Here is a 19,625-nt window from a genome sequence, read left to right on the forward strand (position 1 = left end):
GGGGGGGGGGCCCCCCGGGGGCTGCGGTCCTTACCGGACCGGGTTCTCGTCGTAGGTGAAGATATCGCGGTCCTTGGTCTCCGGAATGAACAGGAGACCGATGACAAAGGTCATCGCGGCGATCGCGATCGGGTACCACAGGCCGTTATAGATGTTGCCGGTCTGGGCCACGATGGCGAAGGAGGTGGCCGGCAGCAGGCCGCCGAACCAGCCGTTGCCGATATGGTAGGGCAGCGACATCGAGGTGTAGCGGATGCGGGTCGGGAACAGCTCCACCAGCGCCGCCGCGATCGGGCCGTAGACCATCGTCACGTAGAGAACGAGGATCGTCAGGATGCCGACCACGATCAGCTTCTGGCCGGTGAAAATGTCGATCGGGTTCGAAGCCTTGACGATGGTGGCGTTGCCGGCCGGCGCCGGGTAGCCCGCCGCGGTCAGGGCCGCCGGCACCGACTTGGCGAAGGCCGGGTCGGCGACGGGGAAGTCCTTGCCGGCGATGGTCACGATGGTCGGTGCGCCCGCTGCGACCGGCTCGGTGGTGTAGTTCACGGCCGAGCGGGCGAGCAGCGCCTTGGCGACGTCGCACTCCTTGGTGAACTTGGCCGTCCCGACCGGATTGAACTGGAACGAGCACTCGGCCGGGTTGGTCTTGACCACCACCGGCACCGTGGACTGCGCCTGGTAGAGCGCTGGGTTGGCGTTGGCGGTGAGCTGCTCGAACAGCGGGAAGTAGGTCAGCGCCGCGATCAGGCAGCCGCCGAGGATCACGGGCTTGCGCCCGATCCTGTCGGAGAGCGCGCCGAAGAACAGGAAGCCGCCGGTGGCGAGCAGCAGCGACCAGGCGATCAGCACGTTGGCGGTGAACTGGTCGACCTTGAGGATGCTCTGCAGGAAGAACAGCGCGTAGAACTGCCCGGCGTACCAGACGACGGCTTGGCCGGCGGTGAGGCCGAGCAGGGCGAGGAGCGCCCACTTGGCGTTGCGCCACTGGCCGAAGGCCTCGGAGAGCGGTGCCTTCGAATGGGTGCCCTCCTCCTTCATCTTCTTGAAGGCCGGGCTCTCGTTCATCTGCAGACGGATCCAGACCGAGATCAGCAGCAGCACGCAGGAGACCAGGAACGGGATGCGCCAGCCCCAGGCCTGGAAGGCCGTGATGGTGGTCTGGGTGCCGTCCGCGGCGGTGGTCACGGTGGGCGCGTAGGCGCCATTCACGTAGCCCTGGGTCGACAGGATGATGATCAGCGAGAGCAGCAGGCCGAGGGTCGCCGTCGTCTGGATGAAGGCGGTGTAGAACCCGCGACGGCCGCGCGGCGCGTGCTCGGCCACGTAGACCGCCGCACCGCCATACTCGCCGCCGAGGGCCAGGCCCTGGAGCATGCGCAGCGCCAGCAACGTCACCGGCGCGACCCAGCCGATGCCGTAGCCGTTCAGGGTGTCGTAGGAGGGCAGCAGGCCGACGCAGAAGGTCGAGATGCCCATGATCAGGATGGTGATGAGGAAGGTGTGCTTGCGGCCGACCATGTCGCCGAGCCGGCCGAACACCAGCGCGCCGAAGGGCCGGACCAGGAATCCAGCGGCGAAGGCCAGCAGCGCGAAGATGTTGCGCGTCGCTTCCGGGTAGGCGGAGAAGAACTGCGCTCCGATGATCGTCGCGAGCGATCCATAGAGGTAGAAGTCGTACCATTCGAAGACGGTACCAAGGGACGAGGCGAGAATGACCTTCTTCTCGCCCGCGCTCATCGGCCGGGTGGCCGATTCGCTGACGGGAATTGCGCTCGACGCAACCATGTGGCGTTTCTCCAAGTATCGTATCGCCCAGGCGTAGTCCGCCCGTGGCTTGTTGGACCCTTCGGGGATCGATGCACCGTCTACCCACGCGTCTCGACCCGTCGAGCCGACGCTGATCAGATCCCGCACCCAATACCCACGCGTCTATGCTAGGCGATGCCTTGTTTTGGCCCAAGTCCGAAACGGCGGCGCGGACCGCGGAATTCAGAATTTTTTTGAGCAAAGACGTCGTATTTTTTGGGTCTCACCGGGATTAAATCCGCTCGCGCAATGGAAAAGGGCGCGGCTTGCGCCGCGCCCTCCCCGGTTTCGCGCGTTCGCCGTTGCAAATGTGGTCAGTGAGCGTGGGCCCCGTCGGCGCCGATACCCGTCTCCGAGCGCACGAACTGCGCATCGAACAATGCGCGCTCGGCTTTCGCCCGGCGGGTGTTGTCGAGCTTGGAGACGAGGAAGATCGTCAGGAAGGCCAGCGGCATCGAGAACAGGGCCGGGTTGTCGTAGGGGAAGATCGCCACCGGGTTGCCGAACGTCGTCACCCAGACGGCCTTCGACAGAACGACCATGCCCACCGCCGCGATCAGGCCCACGAGGCCGCCGATGAGGGCGCCCCAGGTGGTGGTGCCCTTCCAGAGGATCGACATGGTCAGGACCGGGAAGTTGCAGCTCGCCGCCACCGAGAAGGCGAGGCCGACCATGAAGGCGACGTTCTGGTTCTCGAAGACGTAGCCGAGATAGATCGCCACGATGCCGATGACGACGGCGGCGATCTTGGAGAGGCGGACCTCGGCAGCCTCGTTGGTGCGCCCGCGGGCGATCACCTGGGCGTAGAGATCGTGGCTCACCGCGGAGGCGCCGGCGAGCGTCAGGCCCGCCACCACCGCCAGGATGGTCGCGAAGGCCACCGCCGAGATGAAGCCCAGGAAGTACGGGCCACCCACCGCGTTGGCGAGGTTCACCGCCACCATGTTGGTGCCACCGATCATGCCCTTGAGCTTGTCGAAGGCGCCGGCCGCGTCGAGGTTGAAGTAGGCCGGATCGGACATAAGCAGGGCGATGCCGCCGAAGCCGATGATGAAGGTGAGGATGTAGAAGTAGCCGATCAGGCCGGTGGCGTAGAACACCGACTTGCGGGCCGCCTGGGCGTCCGACACCGTGAAGAAGCGCATCAGGATGTGCGGCAGGCCGGCGGTGCCGAACATCAGGCCGACGCCGAGCGAGATCGCCTCGATCGGATTGCTGACGAGGCCGCCCGGCGCCATGATCGCGTCACCCTTGGGGTGGGTGGCGACGGCGGCGGCGAACAGCGCCTCCGGATTGAAGCCGTACTGATAGAGCACCGCGCCGGCCATGAAGGTGGCGCCGCCCAGCAGCAGGCAGGCCTTGATCACCTGCACCCAGGTGGTCGCCTTCATGCCGCCGAAGGCGACGTAGACGATCATCAGCACGCCGACGATGATGACGGCGTAGAGGTAGGGCAGGCCGAACAGGAGCTGGATCAGCTTGCCCGCGCCGACCATCTGGGCGATCAGGTAGAACGCCACCACCACCAGCGTGCCGGTGGCCGAGATGATGCGGATCGAGGTCTGGTCGAGGCGGAACGAGGCGACGTCGGCGAAGGTGAACTTGCCGAGGTTGCGCAGGCGCTCCGCGATCAGGAACAGCACGATCGGCCAGCCGACGAGGAAGCCCGTCGAGTAGATTAGGCCGTCGAAGCCGGAGGTGTAGACGAGGCCCGAGATGCCGAGGAACGAGGCGGCGGACATGTAGTCGCCCGCGATGGCGAGCGAGTTGGTGCCGGCCGAGATGCCGCCGCCGGCGGCGTAGAAGTCGGCGGCCGACTTGGTGCCCTTGGCCGCCTTGTAGGTGATGCCGAGGGTGAAAAGGACGAAGAAGGCGAACATGCCAATGGCGGGCCAGTTCGTCGCCGACTGCTTGACCGCGCCGAGATCGGGGCCGGCAGCGTAGGCGGCCGTGGCGGCCAGCGCCGCCAGCGTGGTGCCCAGCACGAGGGGATGCTTGAGGCGGATCATCGTCCGAGGTCCCGCTTGAGGGCGGCGGTCAGCGCGTCGAAGCGGCCGTTGGCGCGCTGGACGTAGATGCCCGTGAGGATGAAGGCGAGGACGATCACGGCGACGCCGAGGACGAGGCCGAGGGAGGCGGTGCCGCCGCTGATCTTCACGGCCAGCAGCGCCTTGTCGAAGGCGATCAGCCCGATGAAGCCGAAATAGATCAGCAGCATGATGATGGTCAGCGTCCAGCCGAAGCGGGTGCGCTCGTGGACGAGCTCCTTGAAGCGCGGATTCTGCGCGATGCGCGCAGTCTCGGGAACTGACATGACAGGTTTCTCCCCGGGTGCCGTCTCTTCACGGACGTGCATCCCGATGTGATGAAGCTTGAAAGTATGCGCGTGGGTTTCAGGCGTGACGGCGCGCGGCCATCCGGAGGATGACCGCGCGGTCGGCAAATCGGACGTCGTTCAGTGCGTCCGGTTCTGTCGATTCTCGATGAGGTCGTCGACCACGGCCGGCTCGGCCAGGGTCGAGGTGTCGCCGAGCGAGGAGAACTCGTCCTCGGCGATCTTGCGCAGGATCCGGCGCATGATCTTGCCCGAGCGGGTCTTGGGCAGGCCCGGGGCGAACTGGATCAGGTCCGGCGAGGCGATCGGCCCGATATCCTTGCGGACCCAGGTCACGAGCTCCTTGCGTAGTTCGTCCGAGCCTTCCTCGCCCTCCATCAGGGTCACGTAGGCGTAGATGCCCTGGCCCTTGAGACTGTGCGGATAGCCGACGACGGCCGCCTCGGAGACCTTCGGGTGCGCGACCAGGGAGGATTCGACCTCCGCCGTGCCCATCCGGTGCCCCGAGACGTTGATGACGTCATCGACCCGGCCGGTGATCCAGTAATAGCCGTCCGCATCGCGGCGGCAGCCGTCGCCGGTGAAATAATTGCCCGGATAGGTCGAGAAGTAAGTCTGCTCGAAGCGCTCGTGGTCGCCGTAGACCGTGCGCATCTGACCGGGCCAGGAATCCTTGATGCAGAGGTTGCCTTCGCACGGACCTTCGAGGGTCTTGCCTTCCGCATCGACCACGATCGGCTGGACACCGAAGAACGGCCGCGTCGCCGAGCCCGGCTTGAGCTTGGTCGCGCCGGGAAGCGGCGTGATGAGGATGCCGCCGGTTTCCGTCTGCCACCAGGTGTCGACGATGGGGCAGCGCGATTCGCCCACGACCTTGTAGTACCAGTCCCAGGCCTCCGGGTTGATCGGCTCGCCGACCGAGCCGAGGACGCGCAGCGAGGCACGGGACGTCTTCTTTACCGGGCCCTCGCCGCCGCCCATCAGCGAGCGGATCGCGGTGGGCGCGGTGTAGAAGATGTTGACCTTATGCTTGTCGACGACGTCCCAGAAACGCGAGTTCGAGGGGTAGGTCGGAATACCCTCGAACATCAGGGTCGTGGCGCCGTTCGCAAGGGGGCCGTAGACGATGTAGGAATGGCCCGTGACCCAGCCGACATCGGCGGTGCACCAGTAGACCTCACCCTCGCGGTAATCGAAGACGTAACGATGCGTCATCGAGGCGTAGACCAGGTAACCGCCGGTGGTGTGGACGACGCCCTTCGGCTGACCGGTGGAGCCGGAGGTGTAGAGGATGAAGAGCGGGTGCTCGGCCTCGACGGGTTCGGCCGGACACTCGTCGGTCACCTGGGCCGCAGCCTCGTCGTAATAGACGTCGCGTCCCGGCTCCATCGCGATCGACGAACCGGTGCGGCGCACCACGACGACGTGATCCACGCTGTCCTTCGGCAGTCGAGCGATGGCGGCGTCGACATTGGCCTTCAGCGGCACCTTGCGGCCGCCGCGCAGGCCTTCGTCGGCGGTGATCACCATCTTGGAAGCGCAGCCCTCGATGCGGCCGGCCAGGGAGTCCGGCGAAAACCCGCCGAAGACGATGGAGTGGATGGCGCCGAGCCGAGCGCAAGCGAGCATCGCGTAGGCGGCCTCGGGGATCATCGGCAGGTAGATCGTGACCCGGTCGCCCTTCGACACGCCGCGGTTGCGCAGCACGTTGGCCATCTTGCCGACTTCGGAATGAAGCTGGCGGTAGGTGATGTGCTTGGACTCGTTCGGGTCGTCACCTTCCCAGATGATGGCGACCTGATCGCCGCGCGTCTCGAGATGGCGGTCGATGCAATTGTGGGCGACGTTCGTGCGTCCGTCCTCGAACCACTTGATCGAAATGTTGCCGGGCTCGAAGCTCGTGTTCTTCACTTTCGTGAAGGGCGTCATCCAATCGATGCGCTTGCCGTGCTCGCTCCAGAAGGCTTCTGGATCGGCGACGGAGGCCTGATACATGGCCTGGTACTTCGCGTTGTCGACGTGGGCGCCTTCGCTCCACGTCGAACGCACTTCGACCACCTTCTCGTCCATCGCGTTGTCCCTATCGGTGCCCGATCGTATCGCGACTGTTCACGCAGCCGGGTCTTCCGAATACCGTCATAGGCTCAACGAGATATTCCCCGCAAGCACCCAGATGGTCGGGTGCGGGACAGGATTGTTAATTTGTTTGTGCGCGGCTCAATTGCACCCAATGCAAATGCCGGTGCCGACCTTCTTGTCGATGGCCTGCTGCTTGCGGGTGGTCTCCGAGAGACGCTCCTCGGACGGGGCTTCGGCCCGCCCCGGCGGCTTGGTCACGCCGGTCGAGGTGATGTTCCGGAACTGTCCGGCCGAGTTGAGATTCTGCTCGGTACCGGATTGCTGGGCCAGCGCCGCACCGGGCAGGCCGATCCCGAGCAGGGCGATCACAGTCAACGCACGCATCGTCGTCTCCATGGCGGGAGAGGAGGGCTCTCCGTTTCTGCCGATCCAACGCGCGCTCGCCGGGCCGGTTGCAGCACCGGCCAGCCCGGTTCAGGCCCGCATCGTCGCGCCGGGCACGGGAAACAGCATCTCCACCAGGGTGCCCTCGTCCTTCCGGCTGGAGATGCGGAAGCGACCATGATTGGCCTCGACCAGGGCCTTCGTCAGCGGCAGGCCGAGGCCGGTGCCCCGCCTCGGCTCGGCCGGCGTTCCCTTGCCGAGAGTCTCCTTGCCGAGCGTTCCATCGCCGAAGGGATGGAGAGCGCCCTCGACCTCGTCCGCCGTCATGCCGATTCCGGTATCGCGGATGCGCAGGGCGACGTCGCCGCGATCCGCCAGGGTCGTCGATACGATGACCTGTCCGCCCGGCTCGGTGAGCGCGATGGCGTTCGCGATCACGTTGACGGTCGCCCGGTGCACCGAGCGCTCGTCGGCCACCAGGTTCGGGAGATCGCCGGAGAAGCTGGTGCGCAGGACGATGCGCCGGCGGGACGCCTCCGGTTGGAGCAGGGCGACGCAGCGCGCCACCACCTCGTTCAGGGCTACGTCCGCGCTGGTGAGATCGATCTTGCCGGATTCGATGCGGGCGAGATCCAGGAGATCGTTCACCAGACCGAGGAGGTGCACGCCGGAGGCGTGGACCTCGCGAAGACCGACGCGATGAGGCTCCGATCCGGACGGACCCACGGATTCCGAGATCAGTCCTTCGAGCGTCCCGAGCATGCCCCGAATCGGACCCTGCACCGTTTCGCCGACCAGCATCAGAAGTTCGCCCCGGCGCACGACTTGGTCTTCGGGTACAGTCCGCTCTGGCAGCTTCGCCTCCCGGCGCTCGGATCGTTGCGCCGCCTCGCGGATCACCGCGCACAGGCGGCTCTCGGCATCCCCGGCGAGCGGCAGGATCTTCACGCGCAGGCGCCGCCGCGTTCCGCGCGCAGCCACCGGGGCATCCTCGGCGACAGCGGACCCCGGTTCCGCGTGCAGGCGGGCGAGCAGGTCGACGGCGTGCTCGGAGGCGAACAGGCCGAGGAAGCTCGCCCCCACCACCTCGCGGGGATCGAGTCCGAAGAGCTCGGCGGATCTTCGGTTCAGGGACAGGATCCGGGCCTGATGGTCCAGGAGCACGACCCCGTCCTCCAGGGCGTCGAGGAGTGCGCGGGCATCCGTGCCGTGGCGGGCGGCGAAATCTTGGGCGATCGCGGACGCCGTGGCGGCGCGGGACTTTTCGCTCGGCTCGGCATCGCGGGCCAGCAGCAGTTCCGCCGGCCGTCCGGCCCAGTCGAGGACGGAATGCTCGACGAGCACGCTGGCGCGCCCGCCGCTCCGGGTCGCCAGGACCAGGGGTGTCTCGGCCGACGGCCGCACCTGCGGGTCGAGCCCGCCGAACAGGTGTTCGATCCCGCCCGCCGCCGCGAGGTCCTCGCGGTCCGCGTAGCCGAGGAGATCGAGCAGGGGCCGGTTCGCGAACAGCACGGCGTCGTTGCGGTAGACCAGCACGCCGGTGGGAATCCGCTCCAGGGTCGCCACCATAGCAGCGTCCGGCGCAGCGTCTTCCGCCGGCCGGCCGGGCTGGAGCGGAAAGGGCATCACCGCACAGGGTAGGCTCGGTTCGGCCGCGGGGTCCGGACGCTCGTCGCCGGCGAAGCGGGCGCCGAGGGCGCGCGCGATCTCGCGGAACGCGGCGTGCTCGTGGCTCGAGAGGTACGGGTCCGCGGGTTGCGGGGCGGGGTCCGCCTCCGCACGCCCGGACACATCGGTGATGGGCTCGGCGATCGGCGGCGGAGAGGGTCTCTGCGCCTCCGGCGCGGGCGGCGCGTCCAGGATCGCGCGGACCTGTCCGAACCCGCGGAAGGCCGTGCCCGTCCGGCCGATCGGTGCGCCGGACAGGTCCAACTCGCAGGCCTGACCGCCGACATCGACCATCGCGATCGGGATTGCCCGGAAGGTGCGTCCGCTCCGGAGGGCGGTGAGGAGGCCGCCGGCGTCGCGGAGAACTTCGGCCTCCGCGAGGGCCTGCCAGGTCCGGCCCTGAAGCCTCCGGCGGAAGGTGGACCCTGCCGCCCCCGAGACCTGGAGGATCGTCCCGGAATCGTCGCTCTCCCAGGTAAAGCGCTGCCGGACCGTGATCGGCTCCGGCGTGTCCGTGACGGTCTCGGGAGCGGACGGCGCCGGTTCGCTCGCCACCGGTTCGGCATCGGGCCGCGCCGGGGTGGCCACACGTTCCCGAAGGGTCGGCAGCGGCGCGCTCGCCACCAGCACGACGGCCTCGCGGTTGGAATCAACGGCGACGCGCATCAGGCTGACCAGCGCGGGCGAGGCGAGGCGCCGAGCATCAAGCTGGAGGCGCAGCAGCAGCGGATGGTCGGGGCGCAGGCGCGCCCGCGCGATCTGCTCGCCGATCCGGAGTTCCGGAAACAGCCGTCCGTCCGATTCGCTGATCGCGCGCCGCAGGGCTTCCCCGCCGGGCGCCGTCTGCAGCACCCGGGTCCCGGCGCCGTCCAGAACCAGGATCACACTTCCGGGAGCACGGAGGCGCGCCGCCAATGGCGAATCATCGACGCATCGGCGCAGGAGTGCCGAAATGGCCAAATCGTCGGTTTCACCGGGCCCTGAGGCTCCACTCTCGAACATCCGCACCTGTTTCGCGTGACGAATCGCAGAACGTGACGACCTTTTTACCGCGTCACCCCCTCTCCTTAAGCCACGAGGGGGGACGCCGCACGTTTACCTGTTGTCAACCTTAACGCGCCCGAGCAGGGTGGCATAGGGCAGGCAATGTGCTATTGTGCGGTGCACAACGAGCCATCAACAATCGAGAGCAAGGAGAGGGAAATGAGCAGCACTCCGAATTACGAGGTCCCGGCCGAGATGCGCGATTTCGCCGAGAAGAGCGTCGATCAGGCCCGCAAGGCGTTCGACACCTTCATCAGCGCCGCCCGTCGCACCGCCGACACCGTACAGGGTTCCGCCGAGATGGCGCGCACCAACGCGCAGGACGTGTCTGCCCGCGGCTTCGAGTTCGCCGAGCAGAACGTCACAGCCGCCTTCGACCTCGCCCAGAAGCTCGTCCGCTCGCGCGACCTGCAGGAAGCAATGCAGCATCAGGCCGAGTTCGTGCGCAGCCAGTTCGCTGCCATCCAGGCCCAGGCCAAGGAGTTCGGTGGTCTCGCCCAGTCGGCGATCCAGCAGAGCGCCGAGAAGGCCAAGGGTGCCATGCAGGAGAGTGCCGAGCACGCCCGCAAGGCGATGGAGCAGGGCACGGAGGCCGCACGCAAGGCCGGCACCGATGCCGAGCAGGCCATGCGGAACGCGACCAACTCCTGAGTCGACTCCGGCGGCGCCCGCGCGGACGCCCCATTCGCAGCCCGCTTCGCCCCCGGCGGAGCGGGCTGCTCGCGTTCGGGCTCCGGGCGACGCACCGAGATGGCCTCGGGGCCGGGACTGACTCGCGCATCAAACGCGCACGGGGTGAGACTTGCCCGGGACAGGTGTGTCTCCTAACCCTTACCGCCGCGCGGCCTTCCGCTTCCGGGGCTGGCGCTGTCTAATGAGGGCGTAAGACCATGCGACGTATCTCCCGAGGCAGTCTGATCCTCACGGTCCTGGCCGGGCTCTTCGCGGCACAGGGCGCCAGCGCACAATATTACGACGACGGCTACGACCGGCCGCCGCCGCGCCGCGCCTACGACGAGCGCCGCCTTCCACCCCGTCGGGAGGCCGGCCTGAACTGCGATGCAGTGCAGTCGGGCCTGACCGGCTACCAGCCCTATTCCTGCCCGCTGCCGAGCCCGCGCCCCCTCGGCGCCCGCTGCTTCTGCGACATGCCAATTGCGTCCTTCAGTTCTCCGCAGACCGCCGTCGGGCGGGTGGTGCCCTGAGTTCTCCGAGACCCGAGACTTCGAACGGCGAAGGCCGCGCCATCCTCCCGGATGACGCGGCCTTCGCGTTTTCGCGCCTGCGCTGCGCGTTCAGTTGAGGACGACAACCTTGGCGCCGACCTTCACGCGCTCGTAGAGGTCGGTGACGTCCTCGTTGGTCATCCGGATACAGCCGGACGACACGGCCTGACCGATCGTGTCTGGCTCGTTGGAGCCGTGGATGCGATATTCGGTGTTGCCGATATACATGGCGCGGGCGCCGAGCGGGTTCTCGACACCGCCGGCCATGTAGCGCGGCAGATCGGGGCGGCGTGCGATCATCGCGGCCGGAGGCGTCCACGACGGCCACTCCTTCTTGGCCGTCACCGTCTTCACGCCGGACCAGGTGAAGCCCGGGCGGCCGACGCCGACGCCGTAGCGGATGGCCTCGCCGTTCGGCATCACGAAATAGAGGCGCCGCTCGGCCGTGGACACCACGATGGTCCCCGGCTTGTAGTTGCCGTCGAACGCGACGATCTCGCGCGGGATCGGAGCGACCTGGGCCTGAGGAGCCGCCTGGTAGCCCTGTCCGGCCGTGCCGGGATAGCCGTAGGGATCATCGGTCGTACGGCCGTAGCCGTAAGCCGGATCGGACGAGTAGTAATCGTCGCCGGCATTCGTGCCGAACGGATCATAGGGAGCAGCCAGAACAGGGCTCGCGGAGAGGACGCAGACACCGAGTATGCCTGTGAGGGCGGTCGCCAAGGTCTTCATGTTGGATCCCTTACCTATGCCGTAACCTTTGCTATACAAGCGTAAGCATGGGAGGGTGGTTCCACGGCCTGTGATGATTCCGTCATTTTTGCGGCACCTCGGATGAGAGCGCCGCGTCTCCGGACATCTCGGCGGCTCGCATCAGGGCCGCGACGTCCAGCTTGACCATGGTTTGCATGGCGGAAAAGACGCGGCCGGCGACGGCGGGATCGGGGTCGGCCAGGAGCCGCGGCAGAATCTCGGGAACGATCTGCCAGGGCACGCCCCAGCGGTCGCGCAGCCAGCCGCACATGATTTCCGATCCGCCGCCCGCGACGAGGCCGTCCCAGAGACGGTCAACCTCCGCCTGGTCGGCGCAGGCGACCGAGATCGAGGCGGCCGTGCCATAATCCGCCGGGACACCGCCGTTCAACGCCTGGAAGCTCTGGTCACCCAGGGTGAAGCCGATCAGGATCACGTCGTCCGGCCGCCCGCCCGGCCATGGGCCCGGTGCGCGCTGGACATGATCGATGCGGGACCCCGGTATCAGGGAGACGTAGAGGCGGACGGCCTCCTCCGCGCCGCGATCGAACCAGAGGCAGGTGCTGACCTTCGACATGGATCGAATCCCTTCGGGCAAGCCGCGTGGGTCAGTCGCGGCGGTTCTGGCATCAAAGGCGCGCGGCCAGTTCGCCGAGTTGGTCGGCACACCGGCCCCAGCCGTCGTGGAAGCCCATGGCCTCGTGCGCCGCGCAGTCCTCCGCCGACCAGTGCCGCACCCGGGCGGTGTACCGGGCGGCGGCGCCCTCCGGTGCGAAGGTGATGATACCGGTGAAGAACGGTTTGGCGGAGGGCTCCCAGGCCCGAACATAAGCGTCCGTGAAGACGATTCGGGCGTTCTCGACCAACTCGAGATAAACGCCGGTGCTGGAGAATTCCGATCCGTCCGGCGCCTGCATGACGATGCGGGAAGCGCCACCGACCCTCAAGTCTGTCTCTGCTTCCGCGACCACGAAGGGTTTGGGCGCGAACCAGCGTTTGATCAGATCGGGTTCGGTCCAGCATCGGTAGAGCGCGGCGGGTGTTGCCGGGATCAGGCGTGTGAGGACGAGTTCGCGTCCGGTGCTCTCGGTCATGGCGACGGTCCGGGTCGGGCTGTTGCGGGCAAACGGCGAGGGGCGTCAGCGCTTCGGCTGGTTCATCGCCCAGAGCACTCCGAAGGGATCACGCAGCTGGCCGTAGCGGTCGCCCCAGAACATGTCCGCCGGCGGCATCACGGCGGTGGCGCCCGCCTCGACGGCCCGGCCATAGCGAGCGTCGATGTCGTCGACCATCAGCATCAGGGTGAAGGCCTGTGGGGACTGAAGGGAATGGCCGCGCTCGGGAAAAGCGTCCGACAGCATCAGGGAGGCGCCGTTGACGTGGAGATGCACGTGCATGGTCCGTCCCTGGTCGTCGGCCGGCATCACGGTGGCGATCTCGGCCCCGAAGGCGCGGACGTAGAAATCCGCCGCCTTCAAGGCGCCCGCCACCGTCAGGTAGGGCACCAGACCGCCCTTCACGGGGGCGGGAGCGGGGGCCTCGGGTTGGTGGGTACTGCTCATTCCGATCCCTCCCGGTCTGGCCCGCTGCACGTCGTCCGCGTCAGGCCTCAAGCCGTCGGATACTTCGCGCCGAGAAGACGCATGCGGGTCGCCGCATCCGACACGGCCCGGGTGATTCTTTCAAGCGCCTGCGCCTTCCGGAGGTCGATCCCGTCGGACGCGCCGCCCTTCCGCCGCGCCGCCCCGGACCCGCACGGGCTGAACCGATCCGGCATCGGCGGGAGACGCTGCGGTCGTCGGGATCGTCCGGCCAAGGCGGTCGGTCGACCGGAGACGGGAGGCTTGACCCCGGACGGGACCCATGCCTTTTACGGGCAACGGCACCCCCGACTCCGTAGCTCAGCTGGATAGAGCAGCCGCCTTCTAAGCGGCAGGTCGTTGGTTCGAGCCCAACCGGGGTCGCCACAGCCTTACTCCCGGAAAAACCCTCGGCCCCGAATAGACGGTCAGGCGGCGGAGATCCGAAGCGCCCGGCGGGCGACGGTGATCGAAAGGGCGATGTTGAGCGCCGCGATGACCAGCATCACCGCGAGCAGACGATCGAGCCCGAACCAGGCTCCCACATATCCGCAGGCCAGCGGGGTCGCCGCCTGTCCGAGCAGGGGCAGGCGGGCGAGGCGGCCCATCACGGCGGCGTAGTCGTGCTGGCCGTAGAGGGCGAGGGGCAGGGTTCCGCGCACCACGGTGCGCATCCCGTTCCCGGCCCCGTAGAGCACGATCGCCAGCCAGGCGAAGCTCGGAGCGGCCGCGAGGAGCAGCAGACCCAGGCCGACGCTTCCGCTCGAGACGAGCAGCGCCCAGGCCGGATGCGCCTTGCGGCCGAACAGCAACTCGATGATGCGGGCGCCCACCTGCGACGGACCGATCAGGGCGCTGAGAGCGACCGCCGTGCTCGCCGCCACGCCCTTCGCCTGCAGCAGCAGCAGGAGTTGCACGGAGACCGCCGTCATCAGCACGGCCGCACTGGTGAAGGTGACGGCGAGGATGCGCTCGCCCGGCAGCGGTTTTCGGCCGGGCGGGCCGTTCAGGGGCGCGGCGCCCGACTCCGCCGGCGGGGCCGGCGGGGACCGGGACCCGGCCGGAAGGGCGAAGGCGAAGAGCGGAACCACGACTAGGACCGCGAGGGCCGCGTAGACGAGGCAGGTCCCGCGCCAGCCGACGAGACCCACGAGGAAACTCGATGCCGGCCAGCACAGGGTGATGGCGAAGCCGGAGGCGATCGCGATCTGGGTCATCGCCCCCCGCGCCGAGGCACCGTAGGCCTGCCCGATGGCGGCAAAGAGCGGATCGTAGAGGGCGCCGCCCATGCCCAGGCCGATGATCACCCAGGCGAGCAGGAAGACCGGAAGGCTCGGCGACCAAGCCATCACCACCTGGCCCAGCGCGACGATCAGGGAGCCCGCGATCAGGACGGAGCGGCCGCCATGGCTCCGGATCCTGCGCCCGACCCAGGGCGAGCACAGCCCCGAGACCAAGATTGCCAGCGACAGGGCTCCCACCACCACACCCTGCGGCCAGCCGGTCGACTGGACGATCGGATCGGCCAGCACCGCCATCAGGAAGAACGAACCGCCCCACAGGACGATCTGGGTGAATCCGAGCGCGGCATTGCCGGCGAGGGTCGGCGCCCGTGGTCCGGTGGCAGGCTGCACGGCCGAAGGCGTCACGCGCTGTCGCCGATCATGGCTCGGACCTCGATGGTTTCGGACGGGGACCCGTTCTATGAGCCAGGATCACCGTCCCGCTCAAGGCGTCGCGCCGCGCAGACGTGCTGCGCGGACCGCCCCGAGGCCAATGGGCAACGTCGCGAGGCTCCCCCCATGATACCGCTCGTGCTCCTGCCCGGCCTCCTCAACGATGCGGACCTGTTTCGCGATCAGGTCGCGGCTCTGGCCGACATCGCGGCCTGCACCGTGGCCGACCTGACGCGCGGTGAGACCCTCGAAGACCTGGCCGACGCCGCTCTGGCCGACGCGCCGGCGACCTTCGCCCTCGCGGGGTTTTCGCTGGGCGGATACGTCGCGCAGGCGATCGTCCGGCGCGCGCCCGAGCGCGTCGCGCGGCTCGCGCTTCTCGACACGTCGATCCGCGCCGATGCGCCGGACCGGGCCGCAGCGCGCCAGGCCCTCGACAAGGCCGTCCGCATTCCCGGCCGCTTCCACGGCTTCGGCGATCGGCTGCTGGCGACCTATCTCGACCCGGCGCATCTGGCCGATGCGAAGATCGTGGGCCGAATTCGGGGCATGACCGAGCGGCTCGGCCCCGAGGTGTTCCTTCGCCAGAACAACATCCAGCGCAAGGACGGAACCGGAACCCTGCGGAGTCTGAAATGCCCGCTCCTCATCCTGTGTGGCGCGAGCGATGCCGTGACCCCGCCGGACATTCACCGGGAGATGGCCGCGCTCGCTCCGAACGCGCGCCTCGTGATCGTGCCGGGGGCCGGCCACATGACGCCGATCGAGCAGCCGCAGGCGGTCTCCGACGCGCTCAGGGCGTGGCTCCTCGAACCGTAGACGGGACCGCGCGGACCGCATCCGCCCGGAAAGGCGCGCGACCCGTGGGGATGGGTGTCGCTGGCGAGGGATGCGGCATTTCGTTTTCGAAAACACCGTTATAGGTTCGAACCCGGTCTCGGCGATGCAGGGCAGCGCTCGGTCAGCGTTTCGGCAGGAGTTGGCATGACGCGTCTGCCCGAGCGGGCCGGCTTTGAGCGAAAGGCCACGGAGCGCGCCGAAGCCTCTGCGGTCGAGACGCGCCGCGCCGCCATCGTGGCGGCGGTGCGCCAGCGCGGCTTCGTGACGATCGAGGCGCTGGCCGGTCAATTCGGCGTCACCGTCCAGACGATCCGGCGCGACCTCAACGAACTCAGCGCCGAAGGCCGGCTGGAGCGCTACCGCGGCGGCGGCGGCCTTCCTTCCAGCGTCGAGAACATCGACTATGCCGACCGCCGGGCCACGCTCCTTTCCGAGAAGACCCGGATCGGACGGCTCGCGGCGAGCCGCATCCCGTCGCATTGCTCGGTCTTCCTCAACATCGGTACGACCACGGAGGCGGTGGCGCGCGAACTCGTGCACCACGATGACCTGAGCATCATCACCAACAACCTCAACGTCGCCATCGGCCTGGCGGCGACCACCGCCTTCCGTATCGTCGTGGCGGGGGGCACCATGCGCAACCGTGACGGTGCGGTCCTGGGACAGCTCACCTGCGACACGCTCAGCCAGTTCCGGGTCGATGTCGCGGTCATCGGAATCAGCGGGATCGATGCCGACGGCGCCCTCCTCGACTACGACTACGAGGAGGTGCGGGCGACCCAGACCATCCTGCAGCACGCACGCCAGACCTTCCTGGTGGCCGATCACACCAAGTTCACCCGCCGGCCGATGGTCGAGGTCGGCCGGCTCGAACAGATCGACACCTTCTTCACCGACCGGCTGCCCCCACCCGAAATCGTCGCCCTGATGGAGCGCCACGGCGTGACGCTAGCGACGACAGATCAGGATGATCCATAACGAACGGCAAAATTTTCGCTTGCGAAAATCGCGTTGTAAGGCACTATCCTGCCGAACCGGGGGCTGACCGGAGCGAGAGGTGAACCATGACGACAGTATCGAACCTGCGGGCGGCGGACGCCCCCTACGATCTGCTCGTCATCGGCGGCGGCATTAACGGCACCGGCATCGCGCGCGACGCCGCTGGACGCGGCCTGTCGGTCCTGCTCTGCGAGCGCGGCGACCTGGCGGAATTCACCTCGTCGTCCAGCACGAAGCTGATCCACGGCGGCTTGCGCTACCTCGAATATTACGAGTTCCGCCTCGTGCGCGAGGCCCTGGCCGAGCGGGAGCGCCTGCTGCGGTTGGCCCCTCACATCATCTGGCCCCTTCGGTTCGTTCTGCCGCACGACGAGGGCCTGCGTCCGGCCTGGATGCTTCGGATCGGTCTGTTCCTGTACGACCACCTGGCGCGCCTGCGCACGCTGCCCGGCTCGGAGATGGTTCGTTTACGAACATCTCCCGTCGGTGCACCGCTGCAGGATCGGCTCAGCAAGGGCTTCGTCTATTCGGATTGCTGGGTCGAGGACAGCCGCCTCGTCGTGCTCAACGCGATGGACGCCCGGGCGCGCGGCGCCGAGATCCGCACCCGCACGGGCGTGGAAACCGCGCGCCGCGCCGACGGAACCTGGACGGCGACCCTCCGCGACGGCGCGACGGGTCGGAGCGAGACCGTGCGGGCGAAGGCGGTCGTGAACGCGGCCGGCCCCTGGGTGAGCGAGACCCTGGGGACGACGCTCGGCGTCAACAGCCGGGCCGCGGTGCGCCTGATCAAGGGCAGCCACATCGTCGTGCGGAAGCTCTACGAGGGCGACCAAGCCTATATCCTGCAGCAGCCGGACAAGCGCATCATCTTCGCGATCCCGTACGAGCACGACTTCACCCTGATCGGCACCACCGACGTGCCCTACGAGAACGAACCCGGCCCGGTGGCGATCTCGGAGGAGGAGACGCGCTACCTCTGCGCTTGCATCAATCGCTCTTTCGCGCGTTCGATCGGGCCGAAGGACGTGGTCTGGAGCTATTCCGGCGTGCGCCCGCTCTACGACGACGCGGCCGCCAATGCCTCGGCGGTGACCCGCGACTACGTGCTCGACCTCGACGACGCCGGCGGCCAGGCTCCGGCGCTGTCGGTCTTCGGCGGCAAGATCACGACCTACCGGCGCCTCGCCGAACACGCGATCGAGAAGATCGCGCCGCACTTTCCCGGGCTGAAAAAGCCCTGGACCGGCGATGCGGTGCTGCCCGGCGGCGCCATGCCGGATGCGGATTTCGAGACCTTCCTGGCGCAGTTCTCCCGAGACGCTCCCTTCCTGCCGGCAGAGACCGCCCGGCGCCTCGCCCGGGCCTACGGCACGCAGGCGCGGACCATCGTCGCGGGCGCCCGCAGCCTCGCGGATCTCGGCGAAGCCTTCGATGGCGGCCTGACGGCGGCCGAGGTCGACTATCTCGTCCGGGCCGAATGGGGGCGGACCGCCGAGGATATCCTATGGCGCCGCTCGAAACTCGGCCTGCGTACGAGCCCGGAGAGCGCCGCGCGCCTCGCGGCCTACGTCGCCCGCAGGGCCGAGGCCGCCTGATTTCGACGAGAGCGAGAGCGAGAGATCCCGAGACAGGCCGGAGCCGGCGCGAAGACCGGCCCGGACGCCTTCGAACCTTCCAAGGGAGGAAGACAGACATGACCCACTATGTCGGCGCCATCGACCAGGGCACCACCAGCAGCCGCTTCATCGTCTTCGATCGCGAAGGGCGGATCATCTCCTGCAAGCAGCGGGAGCATGCCCAGATCTACCCGCGGCCCGGCCATGTCGAGCACGACCCGGCGGAGATCTGGCGCAACACTCAGGCCGTCATGCAGGAGGCCCTCGATGGGGCCGACCTGACGCCGAAGGACCTGCTCTCGATCGGCATCACCAACCAGCGCGAGACCACGCTGATCTGGGACCGGCGCACCGGCACACCGCTCCACAACGCCCTCGTCTGGCAGGACACCCGCAACGACCGCCTCGTCACCGAGTTCGCCCGGGACGGCGGACGCGATCGCTTCCGCGCGCTGACCGGACTTCCGCTCGCGAGCTACTTCTCCGGCCTGAAGCTGCGCTGGCTCCTCGATCACGTCGAGGGCGCGCGGGAGAAGGCGGAAGCCGGGGATGTGCTGTTCGGCAACGTCGACACCTGGCTGGTCTGGAACCTGACCGGCGGTCCCGACGGCGGCCTCCACGTCACCGACGTCACCAATGCCAGCCGTACCCAGCTCATGTCCCTCGAGACTCTAGCCTGGGACGACGGCATGCTCGCCACGTTCGGCATCCCGCGCGCCATGCTGCCCGAGATCTTCTCGTCCTCCCAGGTCTACGGCGAGACCCGCGTGCCCTTCGCCGGCGTTCCCATCGCCGGCATCCTGGGAGACCAGCAGGCGGCCCTGTTCGGCCAGACCTGCTTCCAGCCCGGCGAGGCGAAGAACACCTACGGCACCGGCTGCTTCGCGCTGATGAACACCGGCGAGACCCCCGTGCCCTCGACCTGCGGCCTGGTGACGACGCTGGGCTACAAGCTCGACGGCAAGCCGGCCGTCTACGCCCTCGAAGGTTCGATCGCCATCACCGGCGCCCTGGTGCAGTGGCTGCGCGACAACCTGCACATGATCCAGGACAGCGCCGAGGTGGAGCGCCTCGCCACCACCGTCGAGGACAATGGCGGCGTCTACTTCGTCCCCGCCTTCTCGGGGCTCTACGCGCCGCACTGGAACGAGGGGGCCCGCGGCCTGATCATCGGCCTGACCCGCTACGCCAACCGGGGCCACATCGCCCGGGCCTGCCTGGAGGCCACCGCGTTCCAGACCCACGAGGTGCTGGAGGCGATGGAGAAGGATTCCGGGATTCCCGTGCGCGAATTGCGCTCGGATGGCGGCATGGTCGCCAACGTCACCCTGATGCAGTTCCAGGCCGACATCCTCGACGTGCCGGTCGTGCGCCCGAAGGTGACCGAGACCACCGCGCTCGGGGCCGCCTACGCCGCCGGCCTCGCGACCGGCTACTGGAAGAGCACGGACGACCTTCGGCGCAACTGGGGCATCGACCGGCGCTGGGAGCCGAACATGGACGCGACCCAGCGCCAGCGCATCACCGCCGCCTGGGGCCGGGCGGTGAAGCGCTCCTTCGACTGGGACATGCAGGACGACTGACGCCCGCATGGATGTCGATCGATCCAAGAA

The 19,625-nt window shown here is 68.1% G+C and carries 17 protein-coding genes and 1 tRNA gene; 7 read left to right on the forward strand and 11 right to left on the reverse strand.

Annotated features, from left to right (window positions below):
* Window positions 1-30 precede the first annotated feature (30 nt).
* From AC3WLN_RS06945 to AC3WLN_RS06970, 6 genes are all read right to left on the reverse strand, one after another.
* Window positions 31-1,788, reverse strand: a complete 1,758-nt coding sequence (locus AC3WLN_RS06945) for an MFS transporter (RefSeq protein WP_492480318.1) — start codon at window positions 1,786-1,788, stop codon at window positions 31-33.
* A 335-nt stretch (window positions 1,789-2,123) separates the two neighbouring features.
* Window positions 2,124-3,818, reverse strand: coding sequence for a cation acetate symporter (locus tag AC3WLN_RS06950; protein ID WP_492480319.1), 1,695 nt, complete (start codon window positions 3,816-3,818; stop codon window positions 2,124-2,126).
* Window positions 3,815-4,123, reverse strand: a complete 309-nt coding sequence (locus AC3WLN_RS06955; protein WP_492480320.1) for a DUF485 domain-containing protein — start codon at window positions 4,121-4,123, stop codon at window positions 3,815-3,817. The genes AC3WLN_RS06950 and AC3WLN_RS06955 overlap by 4 nt, the downstream gene beginning before the upstream one ends.
* A gap of 141 nt (window positions 4,124-4,264) precedes the next feature.
* A complete protein-coding gene (gene acs, locus AC3WLN_RS06960; protein WP_492480321.1) occupies window positions 4,265-6,214 on the reverse strand; it encodes an acetate--CoA ligase in 1,950 nt (649 codons plus the stop codon).
* A 147-nt stretch (window positions 6,215-6,361) separates the two neighbouring features.
* Window positions 6,362-6,607, reverse strand: a complete 246-nt coding sequence (locus AC3WLN_RS06965) for a hypothetical protein (RefSeq protein ID WP_492480322.1) — start codon at window positions 6,605-6,607, stop codon at window positions 6,362-6,364.
* A 90-nt stretch (window positions 6,608-6,697) separates the two neighbouring features.
* Window positions 6,698-9,160, reverse strand: coding sequence for a sensor histidine kinase (locus tag AC3WLN_RS06970; protein ID WP_492480323.1), 2,463 nt, complete (start codon window positions 9,158-9,160; stop codon window positions 6,698-6,700).
* 318 nt (window positions 9,161-9,478) lie between these two features.
* On the opposite strand from AC3WLN_RS06970, the gene AC3WLN_RS06975 reads away from it, so the two are divergent.
* Both AC3WLN_RS06975 and AC3WLN_RS06980 read left to right on the forward strand, forming a co-directional pair.
* Window positions 9,479-9,970, forward strand: a complete 492-nt coding sequence (locus AC3WLN_RS06975) for a phasin (protein ID WP_056473597.1) — start codon at window positions 9,479-9,481, stop codon at window positions 9,968-9,970.
* Window positions 9,971-10,209: 239 nt separating this feature from the next.
* Window positions 10,210-10,524, forward strand: coding sequence for a hypothetical protein (locus tag AC3WLN_RS06980; protein WP_492480324.1), 315 nt, complete (start codon window positions 10,210-10,212; stop codon window positions 10,522-10,524).
* A 90-nt stretch (window positions 10,525-10,614) separates the two neighbouring features.
* Here the strand turns inward: AC3WLN_RS06980 and AC3WLN_RS06985 are convergent, their stop codons facing one another.
* From AC3WLN_RS06985 to AC3WLN_RS07000, 4 genes are all read right to left on the reverse strand, one after another.
* On the reverse strand, window positions 10,615-11,277 hold the full coding sequence (locus AC3WLN_RS06985; RefSeq protein WP_492480325.1) for a L,D-transpeptidase: 663 nt from the start codon (window positions 11,275-11,277) through the stop codon (window positions 10,615-10,617).
* 82 nt (window positions 11,278-11,359) lie between these two features.
* The gene (locus AC3WLN_RS06990; protein WP_492480343.1) at window positions 11,360-11,875 is read right to left on the reverse strand and encodes a VOC family protein; all 516 of its coding nucleotides are present in this window, start codon (window positions 11,873-11,875) and stop codon (window positions 11,360-11,362) included.
* 52 nt (window positions 11,876-11,927) lie between these two features.
* Window positions 11,928-12,392 carry an SRPBCC family protein gene (locus AC3WLN_RS06995; protein WP_492480326.1) on the reverse strand — a complete coding sequence of 155 codons (465 nt, stop codon included), beginning with the start codon at window positions 12,390-12,392 and terminating at the stop codon, window positions 11,928-11,930.
* 45 nt (window positions 12,393-12,437) lie between these two features.
* A complete protein-coding gene (locus AC3WLN_RS07000; RefSeq protein WP_492480327.1) occupies window positions 12,438-12,860 on the reverse strand; it encodes a VOC family protein in 423 nt (140 codons plus the stop codon).
* A gap of 328 nt (window positions 12,861-13,188) precedes the next feature.
* On the opposite strand from AC3WLN_RS07000, the gene AC3WLN_RS07005 reads away from it, so the two are divergent.
* A tRNA-Arg gene (locus AC3WLN_RS07005) sits at window positions 13,189-13,265 on the forward strand.
* Between the two features lie 41 nt (window positions 13,266-13,306).
* Here the strand turns inward: AC3WLN_RS07005 and AC3WLN_RS07010 are convergent.
* Entirely contained in the window at window positions 13,307-14,527 is a 1,221-nt protein-coding gene (locus AC3WLN_RS07010) for an MFS transporter (protein WP_492480328.1), read from the reverse strand.
* Window positions 14,528-14,680: 153 nt separating this feature from the next.
* On the opposite strand from AC3WLN_RS07010, the gene AC3WLN_RS07015 reads away from it, so the two are divergent.
* The 4 genes from AC3WLN_RS07015 (at window position 14,681) to glpK (ending at window position 19,595) form a co-directional block, all read left to right on the forward strand.
* On the forward strand, window positions 14,681-15,373 hold the full coding sequence (locus AC3WLN_RS07015) for an alpha/beta fold hydrolase (protein ID WP_492480329.1): 693 nt from the start codon (window positions 14,681-14,683) through the stop codon (window positions 15,371-15,373).
* Between the two features lie 165 nt (window positions 15,374-15,538).
* Entirely contained in the window at window positions 15,539-16,372 is an 834-nt protein-coding gene (locus tag AC3WLN_RS07020) for a DeoR/GlpR family DNA-binding transcription regulator (protein ID WP_492480330.1), read from the forward strand.
* Between the two features lie 86 nt (window positions 16,373-16,458).
* The gene (glpD, locus tag AC3WLN_RS07025) at window positions 16,459-17,991 is read left to right on the forward strand and encodes a glycerol-3-phosphate dehydrogenase (RefSeq protein ID WP_492480331.1); all 1,533 of its coding nucleotides are present in this window, start codon (window positions 16,459-16,461) and stop codon (window positions 17,989-17,991) included.
* Between the two features lie 98 nt (window positions 17,992-18,089).
* Window positions 18,090-19,595 carry a glycerol kinase GlpK gene (gene glpK / locus AC3WLN_RS07030; RefSeq protein WP_492480332.1) on the forward strand — a complete coding sequence of 502 codons (1,506 nt, stop codon included), beginning with the start codon at window positions 18,090-18,092 and terminating at the stop codon, window positions 19,593-19,595.
* The last annotated feature ends 30 nt before the right edge of the window (window positions 19,596-19,625 follow it).

It is taken from the genome of Methylobacterium sp. FW306-05-D (assembly GCF_058782155.1).

What these genes read in the sequence shown, in the direction of transcription:
- AC3WLN_RS06995 (WP_492480326.1), bottom strand. Translation starts at nt 12,392, where the DNA reads ATGACCGAGAGCACCGGACGCGAACTCGTCCTCACACGCCTGATCCCG.
- AC3WLN_RS06990 (WP_492480343.1), bottom strand. Translation starts at nt 11,875, where the DNA reads ATGTCGAAGGTCAGCACCTGCCTCTGGTTCGATCGCGGCGCGGAGGAG.
- AC3WLN_RS06955 (WP_492480320.1), bottom strand. Translation starts at nt 4,123, where the DNA reads ATGTCAGTTCCCGAGACTGCGCGCATCGCGCAGAATCCGCGCTTCAAG.
- acs (WP_492480321.1), bottom strand. Translation starts at nt 6,214, where the DNA reads ATGGACGAGAAGGTGGTCGAAGTGCGTTCGACGTGGAGCGAAGGCGCC.
- AC3WLN_RS06980 (WP_492480324.1), top strand. Translation starts at nt 10,210, where the DNA reads ATGCGACGTATCTCCCGAGGCAGTCTGATCCTCACGGTCCTGGCCGGG.
- glpK (WP_492480332.1), top strand. Translation starts at nt 18,090, where the DNA reads ATGACCCACTATGTCGGCGCCATCGACCAGGGCACCACCAGCAGCCGC.
- glpD (WP_492480331.1), top strand. Translation starts at nt 16,459, where the DNA reads ATGACGACAGTATCGAACCTGCGGGCGGCGGACGCCCCCTACGATCTG.
- AC3WLN_RS06965 (WP_492480322.1), bottom strand. Translation starts at nt 6,607, where the DNA reads ATGCGTGCGTTGACTGTGATCGCCCTGCTCGGGATCGGCCTGCCCGGT.
- AC3WLN_RS06945 (WP_492480318.1), bottom strand. Translation starts at nt 1,788, where the DNA reads ATGGTTGCGTCGAGCGCAATTCCCGTCAGCGAATCGGCCACCCGGCCG.
- AC3WLN_RS06975 (WP_056473597.1), top strand. Translation starts at nt 9,479, where the DNA reads ATGAGCAGCACTCCGAATTACGAGGTCCCGGCCGAGATGCGCGATTTC.
- AC3WLN_RS07020 (WP_492480330.1), top strand. Translation starts at nt 15,539, where the DNA reads ATGACGCGTCTGCCCGAGCGGGCCGGCTTTGAGCGAAAGGCCACGGAG.
- AC3WLN_RS06950 (WP_492480319.1), bottom strand. Translation starts at nt 3,818, where the DNA reads ATGATCCGCCTCAAGCATCCCCTCGTGCTGGGCACCACGCTGGCGGCG.
- AC3WLN_RS07000 (WP_492480327.1), bottom strand. Translation starts at nt 12,860, where the DNA reads ATGAGCAGTACCCACCAACCCGAGGCCCCCGCTCCCGCCCCCGTGAAG.
- AC3WLN_RS07015 (WP_492480329.1), top strand. Translation starts at nt 14,681, where the DNA reads ATGATACCGCTCGTGCTCCTGCCCGGCCTCCTCAACGATGCGGACCTG.
- AC3WLN_RS06985 (WP_492480325.1), bottom strand. Translation starts at nt 11,277, where the DNA reads ATGAAGACCTTGGCGACCGCCCTCACAGGCATACTCGGTGTCTGCGTC.